Origin of the sequence: Paenibacillus sp. FSL F4-0243 (genome assembly GCF_037963295.1) — a bacterium.
In the GTDB taxonomy this organism is placed as follows: Bacteria; Bacillota; Bacilli; order Paenibacillales; family Paenibacillaceae; genus Paenibacillus_AQ.
The window spans coordinates 4,001,937-4,022,216 of record NZ_CP150151.1 but is presented as its reverse complement, the minus strand read 5'-3'; the positions used below and the strand labels follow the sequence as shown (position 1 = coordinate 4,022,216).

Here is a 20,280-nt window from a genome sequence, read left to right as displayed (position 1 = left end):
AATATCCATGAGTACAGCTTTACTACAAGAGCTTCATCAAGAAGTAAACCGGCTGTATATAGCTGGAAGTGAGCTCGCTGCTGAGGATTTCCGCTTAAAGCGGCTATTGCCACAGTTTCAACAGTTAGGCGAACGTGCTCCCATATTCAAAAGGTTAGGAGAGGGAATCGTTGCGGTCATTGAACCAGATCATTCCGAGGGATCTTCCTCTGCTCAGAACCTACAGGAGCTCAGTGTGCTGCTTAGCTCGGTGCTATATACACAGGGGGCGACTTCGCCTGATGGTGAACTGCTTGAGGTGGAAGTCCATCCGGTGAGATTGCCTACTCGGTTCTCATATCGTAAGCTGTCAGCGGTACAGACGGCATTAAAGACTCGCGGGGGAGGACGATATGAGATTATCAAGGAAGCTTTTGAGACAGGATTGTTTCAAGATCTTCGAATGATTCATCCCGCGTTAGCAGCCCTCCAAGATCCATATGTTGAGATCGCCGAGCTTGTAATGAAGCAGATCCTGCCAGCTTATGGGCCTCAGATTATTCCGATCCTTATCGATCAATTTGATCCTGCTGGAGGAATAGTAGAGACGAGAAAGCTGTACGTGATCGCAGTATTAAGTGGTGATAGCGTTCAGGATCTGATCTATCAAGCTGCAGATTCAGGATCAGAAGATGTTCGAGCCATGGCTATTTCTCTGCTCGCAGGTCAGGGACAATATGAAATCGAATTACTGGCTTGGAGTACAGATAAGAAGAAAAAGATTCGAGAAGCTGCCTATAATGCGCTGGCTAAGAGCGACTCGGTAAATGCGGTGAACCGGCTGCATGAGGCATTTACGGGAAAAGATAGTGAACTTGTAGTTCCTGCATTGAGACAATGTCAAGCCCAAGAGCTCACAAAACGACTTGTTGTAGAGTTATCAGATATGCTTCAAACTGTCTCAGAGATTATGGGCGATACGAAGAAGAAAGACGGATTATGGAATAAGGTAGTCCAGTATCTTCGGGTTTTATCTTACAAACGCAGTCCTGAACTAGAGAAACTATATTTTAATGTTCTCGAGCAGTATCCATTATATATGAATCAGCTAAAGTGGAATTCATTGATCGAGGAAGCAAACTCCTATTTTAGACAGATAGATTCTATCGAAGCGAGACGTATATTACAGCAAACACTTGAGCGTGATCTTGTCTACTATAGAAACAATAGAAGATATGTGAATGATGTTTTTAAAGATGCGTATCTCTACTTGTCACCAGAGCGTGTGTATGAACAATATGTTGAAGTTCTAAAGCATTATGCGCCATCTTCAACTAGCCATGCTTCTTCAATGGCGCAGCAACTGCTGCGCACCATATCTGAAGTTGTAGTTCAACGATATCATGGGACTTATGATGCAGTTTGGAATTCACCTGTAGACCAGATTCAATATATGTATAAGATCGAAATGCAGCCGCCCGAGGTACTGGCTGTTCAATGGGATTCACGGTGGCTTGATGCTTTTATAGAGCTGGATCAATACGAACTGGTAAGTGCCTTTGCAAGGCCGGGACATGCCGAAGCAATGCAGTATTTACTTCGTAAATTGACCGATAATCCTGAATTCCGCCATCGGTTTTCCAATATTCTCTTGATGGGCTTAGCACGTACGGGGATAAATAAACAACATTTGCAAGAAGCTCTCCTAGTGGCTTTGGAAGATGATAGAAATACAGAATGTCGATTAATTGAACCGTATACATTTGAACAGCTATGTCAGCTTCCAGCGAGTTTTGCGAGTCGAATAATAACTGTTCTACCTCGATTTAGTGAGGTTGCAGAAGAACAACTTGAGTATGTCATTCGTCTCATGCAAGGACCATCAAACCCAAATGAAGAGGTGTAGCTAACGATGAGTCAAGAACTATTACAAGATATTATGAGGCTTCCAGCAGAAAGACTGTATGAGCATGAGTTGGAAGCGCTTCGTAAAGCGGACACTGGTAAGGTTCCAGCAGGATGGCAGATGTCGCCCCAATCAGTACTGAAGTTTATCGTTGGTGGTAAAGCAGGGAGTACCGAGATTACACCTAAGTACATTGGTAATAAACGATTAATAGAGATGGCTATAGCCACACTGGTAACTGATCGTGCACTGCTATTAATCGGTGAGCCGGGTACAGCAAAGTCATGGTTATCTGAGAATTTATCAGCTGCTATATATGGACAATCAGGACTTGTCGTACAAGGTACTGCAGGTACGAGTGAAGAGCAGGTGCGCTATTCGTGGAACTACGCAATGCTGCTTGCACAAGGCCCTACGCCGGAAGCGCTAGTGAAGAGCCCCATTATGCGAGCGATGGAGGATGGGGGCATTGCACGTTTTGAGGAAATATCTCGTTGTGCATCTGAGGTACAGGATGCGTTGATATCCATCTTATCGGAGAAGACGATATCCGTTCCTGAGCTAGGTAAGGAGATGAGTGCGTGCAAAGGCTTCTCGATCATTGCAACAGCTAATACGAGAGACCGTGGTGTAAATGACATGTCAACTGCCTTGAAGCGACGGTTTAATATTATCGTCCTTCCAGCCCCTGCGGATTTGTATACTGAAGTTGAGATTGTGAAGAAACGGGTTCGTGAAATTGCCTCTTCCTACGATTTGCAAGCGGCGCTCCCTGCAGACGAAGCTTTACATAAGGTAGTGACCATCTTCCGTGAGTTGCGTAGCGGGATGACATTGGATAAGAAGGAGAAGGTGAAGTCTCCAGCAGGTGTGATTTCCACAGCTGAAGCGATCTCGCTCTTAACGAATAGTATGGCGCTGGCTGCAAGCTTCGGTAATGGAGAACTGACGGACGAAGATCTGGCCGCAGGGCTGCAAGGTGCCATTGTGAAAGATGATGATAAGGATCAACTTGTCTGGAGAGAGTATCTCGACAATATTATGAAAAAACGTGGCGCAGATTGGCGGGGGTTATATACGGCTTGTAAGGAGATGAACTAGTGGAGAGCGAAACTACTGGAGCTGGCGTGCATATTTTTGGGGTGCGGCATTTGTCTCCTGGTGGTGCGCAGCATCTATTGAGCTTCCTTCATGAAATAGAGCCCACAGCTGTGTTAATTGAGGGTCCATCGGATGCCACACCTGAGATTCGCCATGTCATCAACATGACAACCAAACCTCCTATTGCCATTCTAGCTTTTACGGAGGAAGTTCCTGTGCGTACAGCCCTTTGGCCGCTTGCGCTATATTCCCCCGAATATCAAGCGATGAGATGGGCGGAGCAGCAAGGGGCATATACAGCTTTTATAGATTTACCTTCATCAGTGGTCATCGCGTTACAGGATATACGAACCAAAAGTAGAGATTCTGTTGAACAGAGCGATGAATCTGAAGTTAACAATACGGTTGAGAAGGCTGCTGAAGAAGCATCTCTATATGATAGAGTAGCTGAGCTGGCTGGTGAGCTTGATTATGATATGTATTGGGAGCGCAATTTCGAACACAACACTAACAAAGGTGCATATCAGGAAGCAATTATTTCTTTCTCATCCCAAATGCGTCAGATTTCTGAAGAAAATGAGAGACATAACAACATAGTAGAATATGCACACAATACGATACGTGAAGCTTATATGCGTCGTCAGATTCAGGATACAATCGCTGCTGGCCATCAACCAAATAAGATCGTTGTTGTATGTGGAGCATACCATGCAGCGGCGCTTGTTGATCTGGCATCTGGTATGTCGGATGAGGAAATAGATGCTCTTCCTTCTCTAAATTCGAAGCTAACACTTATGCCCTACACGTACTATAAGTTATCTTCTTTGTCTGGCTACGGAGCAGGTAACCTCGCTCCTCATTATTATCAAATGATGTGGGAACGTATGATGAATGGCTCACTTGAAGACTTGCCGAATCATTATCTGTCTACCGTAGCCAGATACTTGCGTAATACAGGGACACACCGTTCCACAGCGGAAATTATCGAAGCCGTTCGCTTAGCTGAATCATTAGCTGCCCTTCACGGTGGAAGTGCTCCGACGTTAAGAGATCTAAGAGATGCTGCGCTGACTTTACTGGGGCGTGGAGAGCTAAGTGTGATCGCAGAAGCGCTTGCTCGTACAGATATCGGTACTGCTATTGGTGAGTTGGCAGAGGGGATTAGTCAGACGCCGATTCAAGATGATCTGAATCGGCAATTAAAGCGCTTGAAGCTTGAGAAATATAAAACCCCAGTGGCAAATGATCTTGAACTAGATCTCCGAGAGAACCGAAGAGTGTCTTCTGAGGAAGCAGCTTATTTAGACTTAAATCGTTCCTTTCTTTTTCAAAGGCTCAGATTACTTGGGATCGATCTAGTGAACATAAGAGCAAGTGGTCAGACTGGCGCAACGTGGGCAGAGCATTGGGTAATGAAGTGGTCTCCTGAAGTTGAGATCCAGGTCGTTGAATCTACGCTACTTGGGGAAACAATTGAGATTGCTTCAGCTTATGTATTGCAACAAAAATTAGATGGCAGCAGTACCATTGCGGAAGCGTCAGCACTTATTCGAACGGCTTATGAGTGTGGAATGATACACCAGATGGAAGCCGGACGGCAGACGCTTCAGCGTCTAGCTGTTGATACTCGAGATGTGGTGCAGATTGCTGCTTCCATTCATGAGTTATCTCTTCTGATTCAATATGGCGATGTTCGACGGATTGATACCAAGCCGCTCATTCCTTTGCTTGAACAACTGTTCAGACGAGCCTGTCTGTTCTTGCTGGATTCGAGCCAATGTAACGATGAGGCTTCAGGTGAGATGCTTAAAGCTATGAACATACTGAATCAGGCAGCTATTGCGCATAGTGAGGAATTAGATGAGCTGTTGTGGATACAAGAGCTGAAACACTTGTCAGAGAGGGATGACTGCAATCCGCGTTTATCTGGAGTGGCGTGTTCCATTTTATTGGAGCGTAATGCGATGACTGCACAGCAATGTTCAGAAGAAGTATCGAGGCGCCTGTCGCCAGGTATACCCGCAGAACTTGGAGCAGGCTGGTTCGAAGGGATGTCTATGCGTAATCGATATGTACTGTTGTCTCGATTAAGTCTGTGGGAACAATTGAATGAGTATATTAATTCATTAGATGATGAAGAATTTGTACGTGCATTAGTATTTTTACGGCGTGCTTTCAGCACCTTTGAACGAAGAGAAAAGACGATGATTGCCGAACTTCTAGGGGAGTTGTGGGGCGTGAATACCGAGCAGGCTGCTGAGATTCTGACGGGTGAGCTGAAGGAGGCCGAAGCGAAGATGATTGAGGATTTGAATGAATTTGACTTTGGAGATATATGACGATGAGTACATCCGTGGATTCAAGTGTTGTAGCTCGGTGGCGCCTTATTCTTGGTCAGTCTGCAGAAGAGCAATTGACGGTTTCTAGCGGAAACGCAAGTATTCACCTGTCTGAAGATGAACTCATCATGGACCAAGCACTGGCTGCTATCTATGATGAGACGAGCGATATCGTAAATAGTGGTGCTGCTAACTCTTCGGCTACAGGACAAAGAGGAGCGGGATCAGGTAAATCTGCACCCCGGTTGGCAAAATGGTTAGGAGATGTTCGCAATTTCTTCCCAGAGGATATCGTATCGGTTATTCAACATGATGCGATGGAGCGGAAGGGCTGGAAGCAATTATTGTTTGAGCCGGAAGTTCTGGCAACAGTGAAGCCTGATATACAGCTAGTAGGTACACTACTTTCGCTAAAAGGGAAAATTCCTGAGAAGACAAAAGATACGGCTCGCCTGTTAGTGAAGGCGGTTGTGGATGATCTTGTAAAGCGTATGGAGGAAGATCTGCGTCGGGCGGTGACGGGTGCACTGAATCGCAGAGAGCATTCTCCATTACCGTCACTTAGTGGTATAGACTGGACACGGACGATAAAACGCAATCTGAAGCATTATGATGCAGAGCGACAACAGATTATCCCTGAGAGATTCTACTTTTATGATCGGGCAAGACGAAGTAAGGAATGGACAGTCATTGTGGATATCGATCAGAGTGGTTCTATGGCAGAATCAATTATTTGGGCTTCAGTAGTTGGTTCTATTTTTGCAAGCATCCCATCGCTAAGTACCCGAGTAGTTGTATTTGATACAGAGGTCGTTGATCTGACAGAGCAATGTGCGAACGATCCTGTTGACATGTTATTCGGGATTCAGTTAGGTGGCGGTACAGATATACAAAAGTCTGTTGCTTATTGCGAACAGTTTATCGATCAACCGAAGAAGACATTATTTATCGTTATTTCGGATCTTTATGAAGGTGGGAACCAGGCAGGCTTAATCCGTCGTATGCGTCATCTGAAGGAATCTGGAGTTAGAACGATGTGCTTGCTGGCTTTATCTGATGAAGGCAAACCTTTCTATGATGAGCATGTGGCGAGATCTTTGACTCGCGATGGAACGCCCTGTTTTGCGTGTACACCTGCACTGCTGCCACAGTTAGTAGAAGGTGCACTAAAAGGACAGGATCTTACTGAATTAGCAAAAAAACTTGGGACAAAAGGGATATAACAAGAGTCGTCCTATTACAAGTTTCATAAAAAGTGATTTTCAGACAAGAACAGTGATTCATTACAGTTTTTGTGGCGTATATAAATATCATACCCCCCTTTATAGAATATATTTTGGCCCTGTCGCTCGTCGGCAGGGTATTTTTTTTATGGAAGTCTTTAGAAGCGCTATTATCCTGACCTATTAAAATTTTCTTTGAGAGTATGCTCTGCTCTCACGCTGTGGTAAAATAGACCTGATTTTTTAAAAAAATACGCAAGTTAAGTTTTTACTTGATAAACCTAAATCACTGCATATTGGGATGGACATCTAAGATGGATGTAATGTTATAGAATGTGCTATAATTTTATATTAGGTTAAAACATCAATAAGCTACATTTGAGATAGAGGACGTGAAAACAGCATGACTAAGGGGAACCATAACTCACCGGACTTAAAATCCGGCAAGGGTTCGAAAGATTATTCGAAATATTTTGATTTTAGCGATGCGAAGGTAATTAGTGAAGAAGAAGGTAAGATTACTTATCGGATTAAAGGAAGAAACGTTCAAATTAATAGCCAGCCTGATTATAAAGAAGGAAAACGGCGTGGCAAGGAAGAAATAGAAGTGCATTATGATTTCGAGATTCCTGAAGAGATGCAGAATTTCGGAGTAGACAAATATTATCATATAACGACTTATGGCTGCCAAATGAATGAGCATGACACGGAAACGATGAAGGGCCTGTTGGAACAGATGGGCTACAAAAGCGTCGATGATCGGAATCATGCGGATCTCATTCTGCTCAATACTTGTGCGATTCGCGAGAATGCCGAGGATAAGGTGTTTGGAGAGCTTGGTCACCTTAAGAACTTGAAGATTGAGAAGCCAGGTCTTTTGCTGGGCGTGTGTGGCTGCATGTCGCAGGAGGAAGGCGTAGTTAATCGAATTATGTCTAAGCATGGATTCGTGGATATGATCTTCGGTACGCATAATATTCACCGTCTGCCACACCTCATTAAAGAAGCTGTATTCAGTAAAGAGCTTGTGGTGGAGGTATGGTCTAAAGAGGGCGATATTATTGAGAACTTACCGAAAAAACGTGAAGGCATGCGGGCTTGGGTAAACATTATGTATGGCTGTGATAAGTTCTGTACGTACTGTATCGTACCTTTTACACGAGGAAAAGAACGCAGCCGCCGTCCGGAGGACGTTATTGCTGAAGTAAGAGAGCTCGCGCGTCAAGGATTCAAGGAAGTGACTTTGCTGGGGCAGAACGTAAACGCATACGGTAAGGATTTTACAGACATCGATTACACCTTTGGTGACCTAATGGATGATATGCGTTTAATTGATATTCCGCGCATCCGCTTTATGACATCGCATCCACGTGATTTTGACGATAAATTGATTGAAGTACTCGGCAAAGGCGGCAACCTGGTGGAGCATATCCATCTACCGGTTCAATCGGGAAGTACTGCCGTACTTAAGAAAATGAGTCGCAAATATACTCGTGAAGCTTATCTGGAGTTAGTTCGTAAGATCAAGATAAGTGTGCCTAATGCGGTATTAAGTACCGATATTATTGTTGGTTTCCCTGGTGAGACGGATGAGCAATTCGAAGATACTCTTTCGCTAGTGCGCGAGGTTGGGTATGATATGGCATATACGTTCATTTATTCACCTCGTGAAGGTACCCCTGCAGCTGCTATGGAGGACAATGTACCGATGTCAGTGAAGAGCGAACGTCTGCAAAGACTCAATGATCTCATTAAAGAGAATAGCCGGATCATTAATGACCGTATGCTAGGTGAAGTCGTCGAGGTACTGGTAGAAGGCGAGAGTAAGAATAACTCGGAAGTCCTTTCTGGCCGTTCCCGTGCGAACAAGCTGGTCCATTTTGAAGGTTCGAAGGAGCTTATTGGCACATTTGTAAAAGTGAGAATTACAGATACCAAAACATGGTACATCAAAGGGGATATTGTGGCAGAAGCTGCTGCTGTTCATTAATCATCACATACGAATGGGGAGATGGCTTGTGAGTACAGAGGAACAACGTTTGAATAAATATGGAATGAAGACTTATAATACCCGTGACTTGATCGTACGCGAGGATATTATGGGTAAAGCCAAAGAACTGGCTACATTGATCTCGACAAGTGAAGAAGTAAAGCATTTTCAGCAGGCTGAGCAAAAAATCCTGAACCACGAGCGTGTACAAGGCCTGATTGCAACGATTAAGAAAAAGCAGAAGGAGATTGTTGCCTTCGAAAGCTTTAAAAATAAAGATATGGTAGCCAAGATCGAGCGTGAAATTGAAGTGTTGCAGGATGAAATTGACGGCATTCCAGTCGTGAACGAATTTCAGCAGAGCCAGAGTGACATCAATTATCTACTCCAGCTTGTCATTTCCGTGATTAGAGATACCGTTTCGGAAAAAATAAATGTGGAAGCCGGCACCGAGGCGCCTCCGACCACATGCGGATAACCCACACTCAGTTTAGGGGGCGGATGCAGATCCGCCCCTTTAAGTTTCACACTATACATAATCCTAATCTTTCTATGTCCAGTTGTTGATTTTAGAAGTTAAGGTTTGGTACATTTAAAGATACGAATTAGTAAAATTATAGCTTCGGAAAAGGATGGGGCAAATATGAGCGAAAATGGGGAACAAACCTATAACGCCAAAAAATATCGTACACCGGACGGAGTTCCGGCCGACATCGTAATGTTTACACTGACCAAACGCGAACGTAAGACGGTCACGAAGACGCTTCCCTTACGTGAGCTTAAGGTAATGTTAATTAGACGAAAGAAATGGCCATGTGCTGGAATGTGGGCTCTCCCAGGCGGATTCTGTCAGGAGGATGAGTCCATTTATGCTGCGGCTACACGTGAACTCAAAGAAGAGACTGGTGTAGATGGTGGTCATTTGGAATATCTGGGCGTTTACAGTACACCAGGCCGCGACCCTCGCGGATGGATTATCAGTCATGCTTTTTTTGCCCTTGTAGAAGAATGGATGTTGGAGCAAAGACAAGCTTCGGATGATGCTGGCGAGGTAGGATTATTTACATTGCAGGAAGCACTTGAAGAGCTGGAGCTCGCTTTTGACCACCATGATATCATCAAGGATGCATACTTGCGTATTCAACAACAAATGCTTCAGACTACGATCGCAAGACAGTTTTTACCTAGACATTTTACCCTTAGTGAGCTCTATCAAGTCATTCAAACGGTAGTGCCGGAATTTAAGGAACCGAATTTTATTCGTAAAATCACTTCAACACGTAGTCGTCAGGGTATATTAAAAGAAGTAAGAGATGAAGAGGGAAATGCGCTTAGTTCAAATCAATACTCCCAGCGTCCCGCACAGCTCTATATGTTCACAGATCATGAGCCTTTGTTATCCATCTACACGTAATGGCTTAAATCAGGAGAGGGGATTAATCTCATGAAAGCACTAATAGTGATCGACTTTACGAATGATTTTGTTAACGGAAATCTGCCGGTTGGTCAGTCAGCCGTAGATATCGAGCCTAGAATCAGCCAATTAACGTCGGAGTTTGTCCAAAGTGGCGATTATGTCGTTATGGCCGTGGATTTACATGAAGAGAATGACCCTTACCATCCGGAGAGCAAACTTTTTCCTCCTCATAATATAAGCGGGAGTGAAGGACGTGAGTTGTTCGGAGGTTTGAAGTCTGTGTATGAACACAACCGCGATTCCATCTATTGGATGGACAAAACGCGTTATAGCGCTTTTAGTGGAACTGATCTGGAAATCAAGCTGCGGGAGCGTGGCATTACTGAACTTCATTTAATTGGGGTCTGCACAGATATTTGTGTACTGCACACAGCAGTGGATGCATATAACAAAGGGTTTGCAATTATTGTGCACGAAGATGCAGTTGCCAGCTTTAATCCAAAGGGACATACTTGGGCGTTAGAACATTTCCGGGAAAGTTTAGGAGCAGACGTTGTTAAGGCATATTACTAGAACAGAACATACACATATAGCAGCGTAGATATTAGGAGATGAGGACTTGAGAAGAGAACTTGCGCTACATACTGATAAATATCAGATTAATATGATGTACGCTCACTGGGTGAATGGAACTCATAAACGGAAGGCTGTATTTGAGGCTTATTTCCGTAAGCTACCTTTCGGTAACGGCTATGCTGTGTTCGCAGGTTTAGAGCGTATTGTTGGTTATATCGGCGGTTTACGGTTTACCGAAGATGATATCCGTTATTTGTCTGAGCAAGAAGAAAACTATGCTCCCGCTTTTTTGGAGGAACTGTTGCAGTTTCATTTTCAGGGAACCGTTCATTCGATGAAAGAAGGCGCTTTGATTTTTCCAGATGAGCCATTAATCCGTGTGGAAGGGACAATTATGGAGGCTCAGCTAGTGGAGACAGCCATTCTGAACTTCATGAACTACCAGACGTTGATCGCTACTAAGGCTTCACGAATTAAGCAGGTGGCTCCGAATGACATCTTGCTGGAGTTTGGTACCCGGCGTGCGCAAGAAGCAGATGCAGCGGTGTGGGGGGCTAGAGCAGCGTATATTGGCGGCTTTGATGCTACTTCTAACATGCTCGCAGGCAAAATGTTTAGTATTCCGACCAAGGGAACACATGCACATTCCTGGGTTCAGAGCTTTGGCAGCGAGCAGGAGGCTTTTGATGCCTATGCTAAGGTGATGCCGGACGAAGTTACGCTATTGGTCGACACCTTTGATACACTCCGTAGTGGGGTGCCTAATGCAATCAATACAGCCAAGAAGCTTGAGGCACAAGGTAAAAAAATGGTCGGTATCCGTTTGGATAGCGGTGACTTGGCTTATCTATCTCGTCAAGCGCGTAAGATGTTGGATGATGCTGGCCTGGATTATGTGAAGATAGTCGCTTCCAACGATTTGGATGAGAACACGATCATGGATCTGAAGCTGCAAGGCGCAGCAATTGATACTTGGGGTGTGGGTACACAACTAATCACCGCCTCTGACCAACCCTCTCTGGGTGGCGTCTACAAGCTGGTGGAAATTGAATCCGCTACTGGAGAAATGATCCCGACGATCAAGATTTCCTCCAATCCTGAAAAAGTATCCACGCCTGGCAAGAAGGACGTATTCCGGATCATCGGTAAAAATGGCAAAGCGCTTGCGGATTATATCTGCTTTCCAGAAGAGGAAGCTCCACGTAACGGTGCGCGGTTGAAGCTGTTTAATCCGCTGCATCCATACATGCATAAGTATGTCGAGCGTTATGAGGCATTGCCTATGCTAGAACCGATATACGTTAACGGATTTCAAGTGTATACTTTGCCGGATTTGAATGAGGTTCGCCGTTATCATCGGGAGCAAAAGGACCTATTCTGGCCGGAGTATCAACGTAAGCTGAATCCCGAAGTATATCGGGTGAATTTAAGTGAAAAGGTCTGGACTAGCAAGCAGCAGTTAATCGCTGAGCATATACGACCGGATATTGAATAGATTTTGCAGGATTAATTCTGTCAACATTGTTAACGCGGGAGAGTGATATACCCGCGTTTTTTTGTTTTTTCGGAGGCTTGTAAATAAGGAGGAGAACTTAATGGAAAAGGGGAAGCTTGCTTTAGCGCCGAACAGGAACGTTAAGCCAGGTGAAATCATTACTTTCGGCACGTATTCACAATCGAAGGATGGTAAAGCGCTGCCGATTGAATGGCGTGTTCTCCATAACTCAGGTAGCGAACTGTTCGTTTTGAGCGAGGACATTTTGGAATGCAAGAGGTATCACGGCAAGAGCGCAGATATTAAATGGCGTGATTGCGTGGATATTACGTGGCACGACTGTGATTTGCGTGAGTGGCTGAACGATGAATTCTATAACAGTGCATTCAATGCTGCCGAGAAGGAATTAATAAAGACGACCCGTTGCTCAGATAACGGAGAGGGTACCCCAGATACAGAGGACAATGTTTTTTTGCTTAGCGTTGATGAAATAAAGGCATTCTCAGAGGTACACGGCAAAGAACTACGGCGTGCGGTTGGCACGGAATTTGCTAAAATGAAAAAGTATGATGGATGCAGCTTATACGTATATGATAAAACGGATAAAGATAACTATATAATCAAAGACGGCGAAGAAGTTGGCTGCTCTTGGTGGTGGCTGCGAACACAGGGAAACAAACCTTCACGTGCGTTTTTTGTCGGACCGAGTTACAGTATTCGCAGCTATGCGAATGTCAGTGTAGCCCGTGACGGCGTCCGTCCCGCTATGGTAATTAATCTTCCACGATAAAGACAATCGGTTTTGAGTGGCAATAATTAAAAAGAGGCGTATCCCTCTCTTCACGAATGTGAAGAACAAGGGATACACCTCTTTTTATTAAGTATTGTTAATACACACTGGAAGATCTTGTATCTCAATTATTAAACATCTAAAGCTTGCAATTTAAAAAGAGATTCTCGATTTCCAAAGATCGACTTCTTGGTGCCTGCAAAATTACACATCCCATTATTATAACTACAGTCCGATAAACATATTTCTACTAAACGGCCCCCAGTTTGCCCCTGTGTACCCTGATCTCCCCTCTAAATTAACAAAACAAGGGAGCAAGATATACAGAACACCCATAGTAGCATTTGTATTGAAGGTCATAACAAATCTCATTTTTGAATTATCAATTGCAGCTATCATACCCTTATCAGCACGAATTGTATTCTCTCTAGTAAGGGCCTCTCCCATTCCTACACTAGCTATGTCATTTGGATTTGGCATATTACTTCTTATCCAATAATTCGAAATATTTGTTGCAGATGCTAAATCCGCAGGTTGATCGTAAGTAACTAAAATTTGATTCAAAGCAATTTGTCTTGCCTCCACTACGACAGGATGAGGCATCACCATTTCTCTATCGTCAACAGTTGTATTCCTCATCCTATTGGGATAAATCATAGTAGAATTATTATACATAGACATTCTGTTCCCTCCATTATTAATTACAATAGTCATTTGTCACGAGACATTGTATGTAAAGGAGTCATGATTAGTGTTAGATAAACGAATATACAAAAAAAAGCGCGGGAGAGTGATGTTCCTGCGTTTTTTTGTTTTTTGTCAAAACGAAAAAGTCCGATGGATTCATAACCAAAGACGGCGAAGAAGTTGGCCGCTCAAGGTGGTGGCTGCGAGCACCTTTTGAACGGCAACAATTAAAAGAGGCGTATCCCTCTCTTCACGAATGTGAAGAACAAGGGATACACCTCTTTTTGATACATGGGTCCGAGCTAGAACCTTTAATTCTTTTTCTTGAATTTTAAGAACGACCAAATCGTAAGCATCAACAGAACTGCTAGGCATGTTCCTATACTGATACGGTTCTGAACATCGAAGAGAAAAGAAACCGCGATAACAGTTAAACAAACCAGTGTAACAACGGTTATATAAGGAAATCCCCATACCTTAAAGGTTGGTTCTTTCGGATAGGATTTTCTTAGTTTAAGTTGTGACATACAAATGCTGATCCATACGAGAATAACCACAAAGCCTGGAACAGCCATTAGCAAACGGAACAATCCATCCTGGGCGAAGTACGCTAACAAGGAACCAATAACAAGAACAACGGCACAGAGCTTCAGACTGTTGATGGGTACACCTTTTGCAGAGGTTTTTGCCAAGCTGCGTGGTGCTTCGCCCTGTGACGCCATAGAATGCAGCATCCGAGTGGCGCCATAAATACCAGAATTGGCAGCAGAGAGCACCGCTGTAATCAGAATAAAGTTCATGATGTGATCGGCACCCTTAAGTCCTGTTGCGGCTAATACCTGAACAAACGGGCTTGTATGCTCATTCAGTTGATTCCAGGGTATTAATCCACAGATGATTAGGATCGGTAAGGTATAGAACAGAATAACGCGCAGAATGAAGCTTTTGACAACCTTAGGTAAGACCTTCTCTGCATCCTGTGTCTCCGTCAAGGTTAGCCCAATCAACTCTGACCCACCGTAGGAGAACATGACGACAAGAAGGGCAGAGAAAATGGGGGCCCAGCCTCTCGGGAGAAATCCACCATAGTCTGTAAAGTTGTGTAAGTAAGGCGTAGCCTCAGACATAGGCAACAGTCCAAAAATTAATGAGCTTCCTAAGATAATGAAGATGATGATCATTGCGATTTTGATCCCGGCTAACCAAAACTCCGTTTCTCCATAACCACCTACACTCATCATGTTGATGCCGATAATTAGAGCTCCACTTGCAAGACTGAGCAGCCATAAAGGAACATCCGGTAACCAGTATTGCAAGAAGCTGCCCGCTGCCAGCACTTCAATTACACAAACGGTCAACCACATGAAGCAATATAACCAGCCCACGATAAAGGAGAGTCGTTCTCCAAAAGCCTCACGGATGAAGTCCTTCATATTCCTATTCGGGTACACCGTAGCCATTTCGGCTATTGCCCCCATGACCACTAAGAGTAGCAGGCCTGCTAATACATAAGTAAGAATTACCGCAGGTCCGGCAATGCTTATGGTCTCAGAACTTCCTTTAAAAATCCCCGTACCGATTACTCCGCCCATCGCCATAAAGCTGATATGCCGAGGAAGCAATTTCTTCTGTAATGATGCTTCGTTTGACTTCACAATTAATGCCTCCTAAGCTGTCTTCGAAAAATTACACCAAGCATCAGTTTATCCTGAAACGGACTAGTTGAAAAGTAAAAATAACACACATTTTTATGAAGAGGCATGACTTTTCACTGGAGTGTGATATTTATCATGAAGAATGTGATGAATTTAACATCTTAATTTTTAATTTTATTGCTAAATAAAAGTAGCTAAATAAGCTTAGGTAACACATGGAAAATGCAAGATTTGTCACTTCGCGACTTGCAAAATCAAGATACAATCGTTGAAAAAGTCATAAGGATATTATACGGATGACATTCTGAAAGGGGCTATGTCGGTGGTACAGTTACCAAAAGTGAACGAACTCGGATTTTTTGAGATTCGTCTGGAATCAATTGGAGGGCTAGGCGCGAACTTAGCTGGTAAAATGCTTGCAGAAGCAGGCGTTGTCGGTGCTGGAATGAATGGAGTGAGCTTTTCTTCCTATGGTTCTGAGAAAAAGGGATCAGCGGTAAAAGCGCATATCCGTTTTTGTGATTTGAACACGCATATTCGTGACACTTCACCAGTAGAACGACCCCATGTCGTAGGAATCTTCCATGAAGCGTTGGCAAAGACCGTTAACGTGACAAGCGGAATTTATGATCATAGCACGGTGCTGGTGAATTCGGCCAAATCGCCGGAGGAATTGAAGTCCTCCCTGAATATGATGGCAGGAACTATAGCAGTTGTTGATGCTACATCAATCGCATTAGATGAGAAGAACCGCGTAAACATGGCAATGTTAGGTGCGTTGTTCCGGATGTGTGATTTCTTGGATCCTGAAATTATGAAGGGTGTTATCGAGAAATCACTTGGCAAAAAATATCCGCAGGCTGTTCAATCCGCACTAACTACTTTCGAACGTGGATTTAATGAAGTTACTTTCATGCATTTCCCTTTGCCTGAAGGTGCGATTATGCCTGAGTTCGTTCGGTCTGATATTTCGGCCTTAGGTTATGAAACTCAGCCTATTGGTGGTACCATTACGAATCCTGGCAGCAGCTTTTTAAAGAATCTTAGCATTTCAAGATCCGGTTTATTGCCTCATTTTAAATTAGAGGATTGTATTCATTGTGCGCAGTGCGATACGGTATGTCCTGATTTATGTTTTGTTTGGGATGAGCAGCCTGATAAGAAGGGACGTCCGCAAATGTTCCTGCAAGGCATTGATTATCAATACTGCAAAGGCTGTTTAAAATGCGTAGAAGCTTGTCCTACAACAGCTTTGTCTGGCGAACGCGAGGAAGATGGCTACGCTGAGAGCCATACAGTCCGGCATATTTTTGATCTTGTTACTGAGGCTTAATTAACGGAGGAAAGGTGGAACACACGTGGCTATTGATTATGAAAAAGAAGTAGGCTCTACGAAGGTAGAGCAGAAATTCCTATATGAATCCGGTAATGAAATGGCGGCTTATGCTGCCCATCAAATAAATTATCATGTCATGGGTTATTTTCCGATCTCCCCATCGACAGAAGTCGCTCAATTTCTTGATACCATGAAAGCGAACGGTCAGCATGATATTATGCTTATTCCATCAGATGGCGAACACAGTTCTGCAGGAATCTGTTATGGAGCTTCGACGGCTGGCGGACGTGTATTTAATGCTACCAGTGCTCAAGGTTATATGTTCATGCTAGAGCAATTGCCGGTACAAGCTGGTACACGGATGCCTATGGTAATGAATTTGATCTGCCGCTCGATTTCCGGTCCGCTTAATATTCATGGTGACCATTCTGATTTGTATTTTGCGCTAAATACGGGCTGGCCGATTCTGATGTGCCGTGATCCACAATCCGTTTATGATATGAATCTGATGGCACTTAAGCTTGCTGAGCACGCTAAAGTGCGTCTTCCAGTAATGGTAGCATCAGATGGGTATTTTACTTCTCACCAGAAACGTCGCGTACAGGCATTTACTCACCGTGAGGATGTTCATAAATTCGTTGGCCCACAACCACCGGTAGGCTTCACGGATACACTAGACCGCAATAATCCAGTTACCGTAGGTCCTTACATGAACGAACCTGATTATATCAACAACCGTTATCAGCAGTCGGTAGCGATGTATAATGCGGGTGAAGTCTTCGAAGAAATTGCTAAGGAATTCGCTGAATTGACTGGACGCCACTATCCAATGATCGAAGAGTATCGGATGGAAGATGCGGAAGTAGCCGTATTCTTGATGAACTCTGCGTCAGAGATCATTAAAGATGTTGTGGATCAGCTTCGTTTGCAAGGGATCAAAGCAGGTGCAATTTCGCCGAATATGATTCGTCCTTTCCCACAGAAGCAAATGGCTGAAGCACTGAAGAATGTTAAGGCAATCACCGTAGGCGACCGTGCGGATTCGGTTGGTGGTCACGGCGGTAATATGGTAAATGAGATCAAGGCAGCCTTGTTCACCTATGGTAACACTACTACAAAGGTAATTAGCCGTATTTACGGGTTGGGCGGTAAGGACTTCTACGCAGAAGATGGTCATGCATTCTTCCAATTAGCTTTGGACGCCGTTGCTGCAGACCGTGTTGATGTTCCATTTGACTACTATGGTCACAATCCAGGTGCACCGGACAAAGCGCCACAGCGTTTATTGAAGCCGATGGACTTTGATTCGCTGAAGACAGGATTAATTACGGTTAAACAGGATGAAGCAACAGGGAAACTAAGTGTGCGGATACCCCCACTGCGCAGCTTGACGAAGAAACCTAAACGGCTTGCACCAGGTCATGGCGCTTGTCCAGGCTGTGGAATTTTCTCAGGACTGGAGACGTTCTTCAAAGGCATTGAAGGGGATATCGTAGCGCTTTATCACACGGGTTGTGCGATGGTAACAACTACGGGCTATCCATATTCTTCTCATAAATCTACGTTTATTCATAACCTGTTCCAAAATGGTGCAGCTACCTTATCCGGTGTCGTAGAAATGTTCTGGGAACGCAAACGCCGTGGTGAATTGGACGGACTTGGGCTTCAAGACGACTTCACATTTGTAATGGTAACTGGTGATGGCGGTATGGACATCGGAATAGGACCTGCAATTGGAGCTGCACTACGCGGTCACAAAATGATTATCGTAGAGTACGATAACGAAGGTTACATGAACACAGGTGCACAGCAGTCCTATTCCACACCACTGGGTCACCGTACATCTACATCAAGCATTGGTAAGAATCAGCAAGGTAAAGTTACACAGCATAAGGATACTGCGCAAATCATGGCAGCTACTAACATTCCATATGTCTTCACAGGTTCCGAAGCTTACCCGCAGGATCTTGTGAAGAAAGCGGCAAAAGCACAATGGTACGCTCAGAACGAAGGACTTGTGTACGGTAAAATCCTGATCGCATGCCCACTGAACTGGATGTCTGAGGATAAAGAGGGTACCAACATCGTTTCGCTGGCTGTTGAATCTTGCTTCTTCCCTCTATATGAAGTGGAGCACGGTTCTACGAATATTACGTACAATCCAGAGGATAAGGGCAAACGCGTTGAGCTCTCCGCTTGGTTGAAGACAATGGGCAAAACCCGTCATTTACTGAAGCCTGAGAATGAGCCGGCTTTACGCAGCTTCGAGGCAGAAGTGGAGCGTCGCTGGAATCGTCTGAAAGCGAAACATGAGCATCCTGATTTGTAAAATATAATGATTCATAACCCGGCAGATTAGTCTGTCGGGTTATTTTTTAATTAACTTTATAGAACAGATTTGTCATTGACATTAAATACGTCAAAATTATCGCTAATACTTCGTATGTGGATGCTGTACAGGAGATTCAGGGGGGTTCAAGGGTTCGGAAGTTCGGAATGCTTATGAACAGAATTCACAAAGCGTCCTTTTTTAGATGGGAGATCTCTGATGTCATGATTCAATTTGTAGCCAATTATCCAGATTCTTTTTTAAGGGCTGAGTAATCATTTGGAGTTGTAAGACATGCTGGGAGTCCTCTTGGTACCACCTTGGATGTGGTATTATATGGAGAATGTAGGAGAGAGGAGGACTGATTTTAATGAGCTGGATCTTTTGGATTTGTTTTATTGTTTCTTTACTAGTTTCCTATTGGGATCAGCGAAAAACATTGAGATTAAAGGATTGGGTGTTAATTATTGGGGCTTTTTTACTTTGTGAGTTCTACGTCAATTTCTTTGGGTTACTGATTCCTGTAGGTTTTATCATTGGATTGATTATTATGAAAAAAAAGAAGCAGTTTCTTTTTTCAAAAGCACTTATTTTTGGGTTGATTAGTGTCTGTGTTATTTTCTATGGTCCTAAGATTAGTTTGAATGAAATCCATGAGCTAACGAAGGCTAATAAATATACAGAGCAATTTAATCAGATTAAATCCGTTTCACAATTTTCCGTCGAATCAGATATTAACGATGTACTTCGGACGTCAGCCAATCAATTAAAAGATAATAATCCAAAGTCAGAAATACCTGTAGAGGATCCTCATGTAGCCTTCAGTATATGGGTTCTCCAGCATAGAGATGTAGCAATTAAGGATTTAGATTGGTTATGGTATGAGGCTCCGTTAGAATTACATTATTATTGGCAATCTAACCGCCCAGATCAGCGGGTTACATTGGAATACGTTTTTTTTAATGAGGTTGGATACATGGGTGTGTTTGAAAGAGAGAATGAGAAGGAACCCTACTATCTGCGGAAGATATATGAGTTTGATCGGTTGAAAACATTTAATCCACAGATCCCTTGATCATATAAAAATGGAGGTTATTCACTAAACTACGACTTATGAAGGGATATTTACGCGTAAAAAGTCAAAATCGGACACAGTTGACCTTAAACGCAGCTTTTTCACACATTTCAAATGTTAACGGACTCCAGTGCAGCTATTAGCATGAAAAACAACAAAAAAGAGCCCTTTTCGAAGAAATAGGGACTCTGAAGTCCGAAACTCTTCTAAAAAGGCTGAAAACTAGCGAATAATGTCAACTGGGTCCGACAGCCTCTGGGAATATAATCTAAATACACAGAGCAGCGAATCTATGAAAATAGAATAATACACAAGCAGTCAAATGTTTTCTACAGAAAAAAGCGAGAGAAGACCCAATGCATTTTGCACGGGTCTGTCTCTC

General features: G+C 43.7%; 15 protein-coding genes. 13 read left to right on the top strand and 2 right to left on the bottom strand.

The genetic code is table 11. The annotated features are described in order from the left end of the window. Positions 1 to 7: 7 nt before the first annotated feature. From NSS87_RS17775 to NSS87_RS17730, 10 genes are all read left to right on the top strand, one after another. Positions 8 to 1,885 carry a HEAT repeat domain-containing protein gene (locus NSS87_RS17775; RefSeq protein ID WP_339241731.1) on the top strand — a complete coding sequence of 626 codons (1,878 nt, stop codon included), beginning with the start codon at positions 8 to 10 and terminating at the stop codon, positions 1,883 to 1,885. Between the two features lie 6 nt (positions 1,886 to 1,891). Beyond that, a complete protein-coding gene (locus NSS87_RS17770; RefSeq protein ID WP_339241729.1) occupies positions 1,892 to 2,986 on the top strand; it encodes an AAA family ATPase in 1,095 nt (364 codons plus the stop codon). After that, positions 2,986 to 5,325, top strand: coding sequence for a DUF5682 family protein (locus NSS87_RS17765; protein WP_339241727.1), 2,340 nt, complete (start codon positions 2,986 to 2,988; stop codon positions 5,323 to 5,325). Before NSS87_RS17770 ends, NSS87_RS17765 begins: the two co-directional genes overlap by 1 nt. A gap of 2 nt (positions 5,326 to 5,327) precedes the next feature. After that, positions 5,328 to 6,548, top strand: coding sequence for a VWA domain-containing protein (locus NSS87_RS17760; protein ID WP_076283474.1), 1,221 nt, complete (start codon positions 5,328 to 5,330; stop codon positions 6,546 to 6,548). Between the two features lie 403 nt (positions 6,549 to 6,951). Further along, the gene (gene miaB, locus NSS87_RS17755) at positions 6,952 to 8,538 is read left to right on the top strand and encodes a tRNA (N6-isopentenyl adenosine(37)-C2)-methylthiotransferase MiaB (RefSeq protein ID WP_042188958.1); all 1,587 of its coding nucleotides are present in this window, start codon (positions 6,952 to 6,954) and stop codon (positions 8,536 to 8,538) included. Between the two features lie 28 nt (positions 8,539 to 8,566). Further along, a complete protein-coding gene (locus NSS87_RS17750; RefSeq protein ID WP_042188957.1) occupies positions 8,567 to 9,016 on the top strand; it encodes a YlbF family regulator in 450 nt (149 codons plus the stop codon). A 165-nt stretch (positions 9,017 to 9,181) separates the two neighbouring features. After that, on the top strand, positions 9,182 to 9,952 hold the full coding sequence (locus NSS87_RS17745) for an NUDIX domain-containing protein (RefSeq protein ID WP_042128449.1): 771 nt from the start codon (positions 9,182 to 9,184) through the stop codon (positions 9,950 to 9,952). 30 nt (positions 9,953 to 9,982) lie between these two features. After that, positions 9,983 to 10,528 carry an isochorismatase family cysteine hydrolase gene (locus NSS87_RS17740; protein WP_339241723.1) on the top strand — a complete coding sequence of 182 codons (546 nt, stop codon included), beginning with the start codon at positions 9,983 to 9,985 and terminating at the stop codon, positions 10,526 to 10,528. 46 nt (positions 10,529 to 10,574) lie between these two features. Then, complete coding sequence (locus tag NSS87_RS17735) at positions 10,575 to 12,026, top strand: nicotinate phosphoribosyltransferase (protein ID WP_076283476.1); 1,452 nt, start codon at positions 10,575 to 10,577, stop codon at positions 12,024 to 12,026. A gap of 100 nt (positions 12,027 to 12,126) precedes the next feature. Further along, positions 12,127 to 12,816 (top strand): DUF6273 domain-containing protein, encoded by a 690-nt coding sequence (locus NSS87_RS17730; RefSeq protein WP_339241721.1) that lies wholly within the window; start codon positions 12,127 to 12,129, stop codon positions 12,814 to 12,816. A gap of 225 nt (positions 12,817 to 13,041) precedes the next feature. Here NSS87_RS17730 and NSS87_RS17725 read toward each other — a convergent pair whose 3' ends face one another. Beyond that, the gene (locus NSS87_RS17725; protein ID WP_331281383.1) at positions 13,042 to 13,497 is read right to left on the bottom strand and encodes a hypothetical protein; all 456 of its coding nucleotides are present in this window, start codon (positions 13,495 to 13,497) and stop codon (positions 13,042 to 13,044) included. 317 nt (positions 13,498 to 13,814) lie between these two features. Further along, a complete protein-coding gene (locus tag NSS87_RS17720) occupies positions 13,815 to 15,158 on the bottom strand; it encodes an amino acid permease (protein WP_042188951.1) in 1,344 nt (447 codons plus the stop codon). Positions 15,159 to 15,480: 322 nt separating this feature from the next. On the opposite strand from NSS87_RS17720, the gene NSS87_RS17715 reads away from it, so the two are divergent. The 3 genes from NSS87_RS17715 (at position 15,481) to NSS87_RS17705 (ending at position 19,898) form a co-directional block, all read left to right on the top strand. Continuing rightward, positions 15,481 to 16,491, top strand: a complete 1,011-nt coding sequence (locus tag NSS87_RS17715; RefSeq protein WP_076283479.1) for a 2-oxoacid:acceptor oxidoreductase family protein — start codon at positions 15,481 to 15,483, stop codon at positions 16,489 to 16,491. Positions 16,492 to 16,516: 25 nt separating this feature from the next. Next, positions 16,517 to 18,823, top strand: a complete 2,307-nt coding sequence (locus tag NSS87_RS17710; protein WP_339241712.1) for a thiamine pyrophosphate-dependent enzyme — start codon at positions 16,517 to 16,519, stop codon at positions 18,821 to 18,823. 370 nt (positions 18,824 to 19,193) lie between these two features. Continuing rightward, complete coding sequence (locus NSS87_RS17705) at positions 19,194 to 19,898, top strand: hypothetical protein (RefSeq protein ID WP_339241710.1); 705 nt, start codon at positions 19,194 to 19,196, stop codon at positions 19,896 to 19,898. The last annotated feature ends 382 nt before the right edge of the window (positions 19,899 to 20,280 follow it).

Bases quoted from the DNA above. Each gene is read 5' to 3' on its own strand.
- NSS87_RS17775 (WP_339241731.1), top strand. From the start codon at position 8: ATGAGTACAGCTTTACTACAAGAGCTTCATCAAGAAGTAAACCGGCTG.
- NSS87_RS17770 (WP_339241729.1), top strand. From the start codon at position 1,892: ATGAGTCAAGAACTATTACAAGATATTATGAGGCTTCCAGCAGAAAGA.
- NSS87_RS17760 (WP_076283474.1), top strand. From the start codon at position 5,328: ATGAGTACATCCGTGGATTCAAGTGTTGTAGCTCGGTGGCGCCTTATT.
- miaB (WP_042188958.1), top strand. From the start codon at position 6,952: ATGACTAAGGGGAACCATAACTCACCGGACTTAAAATCCGGCAAGGGT.
- NSS87_RS17745 (WP_042128449.1), top strand. From the start codon at position 9,182: ATGAGCGAAAATGGGGAACAAACCTATAACGCCAAAAAATATCGTACA.
- NSS87_RS17740 (WP_339241723.1), top strand. From the start codon at position 9,983: ATGAAAGCACTAATAGTGATCGACTTTACGAATGATTTTGTTAACGGA.
- NSS87_RS17730 (WP_339241721.1), top strand. From the start codon at position 12,127: ATGGAAAAGGGGAAGCTTGCTTTAGCGCCGAACAGGAACGTTAAGCCA.
- NSS87_RS17725 (WP_331281383.1), bottom strand. From the start codon at position 13,497: ATGTCTATGTATAATAATTCTACTATGATTTATCCCAATAGGATGAGG.
- NSS87_RS17705 (WP_339241710.1), top strand. From the start codon at position 19,194: ATGAGCTGGATCTTTTGGATTTGTTTTATTGTTTCTTTACTAGTTTCC.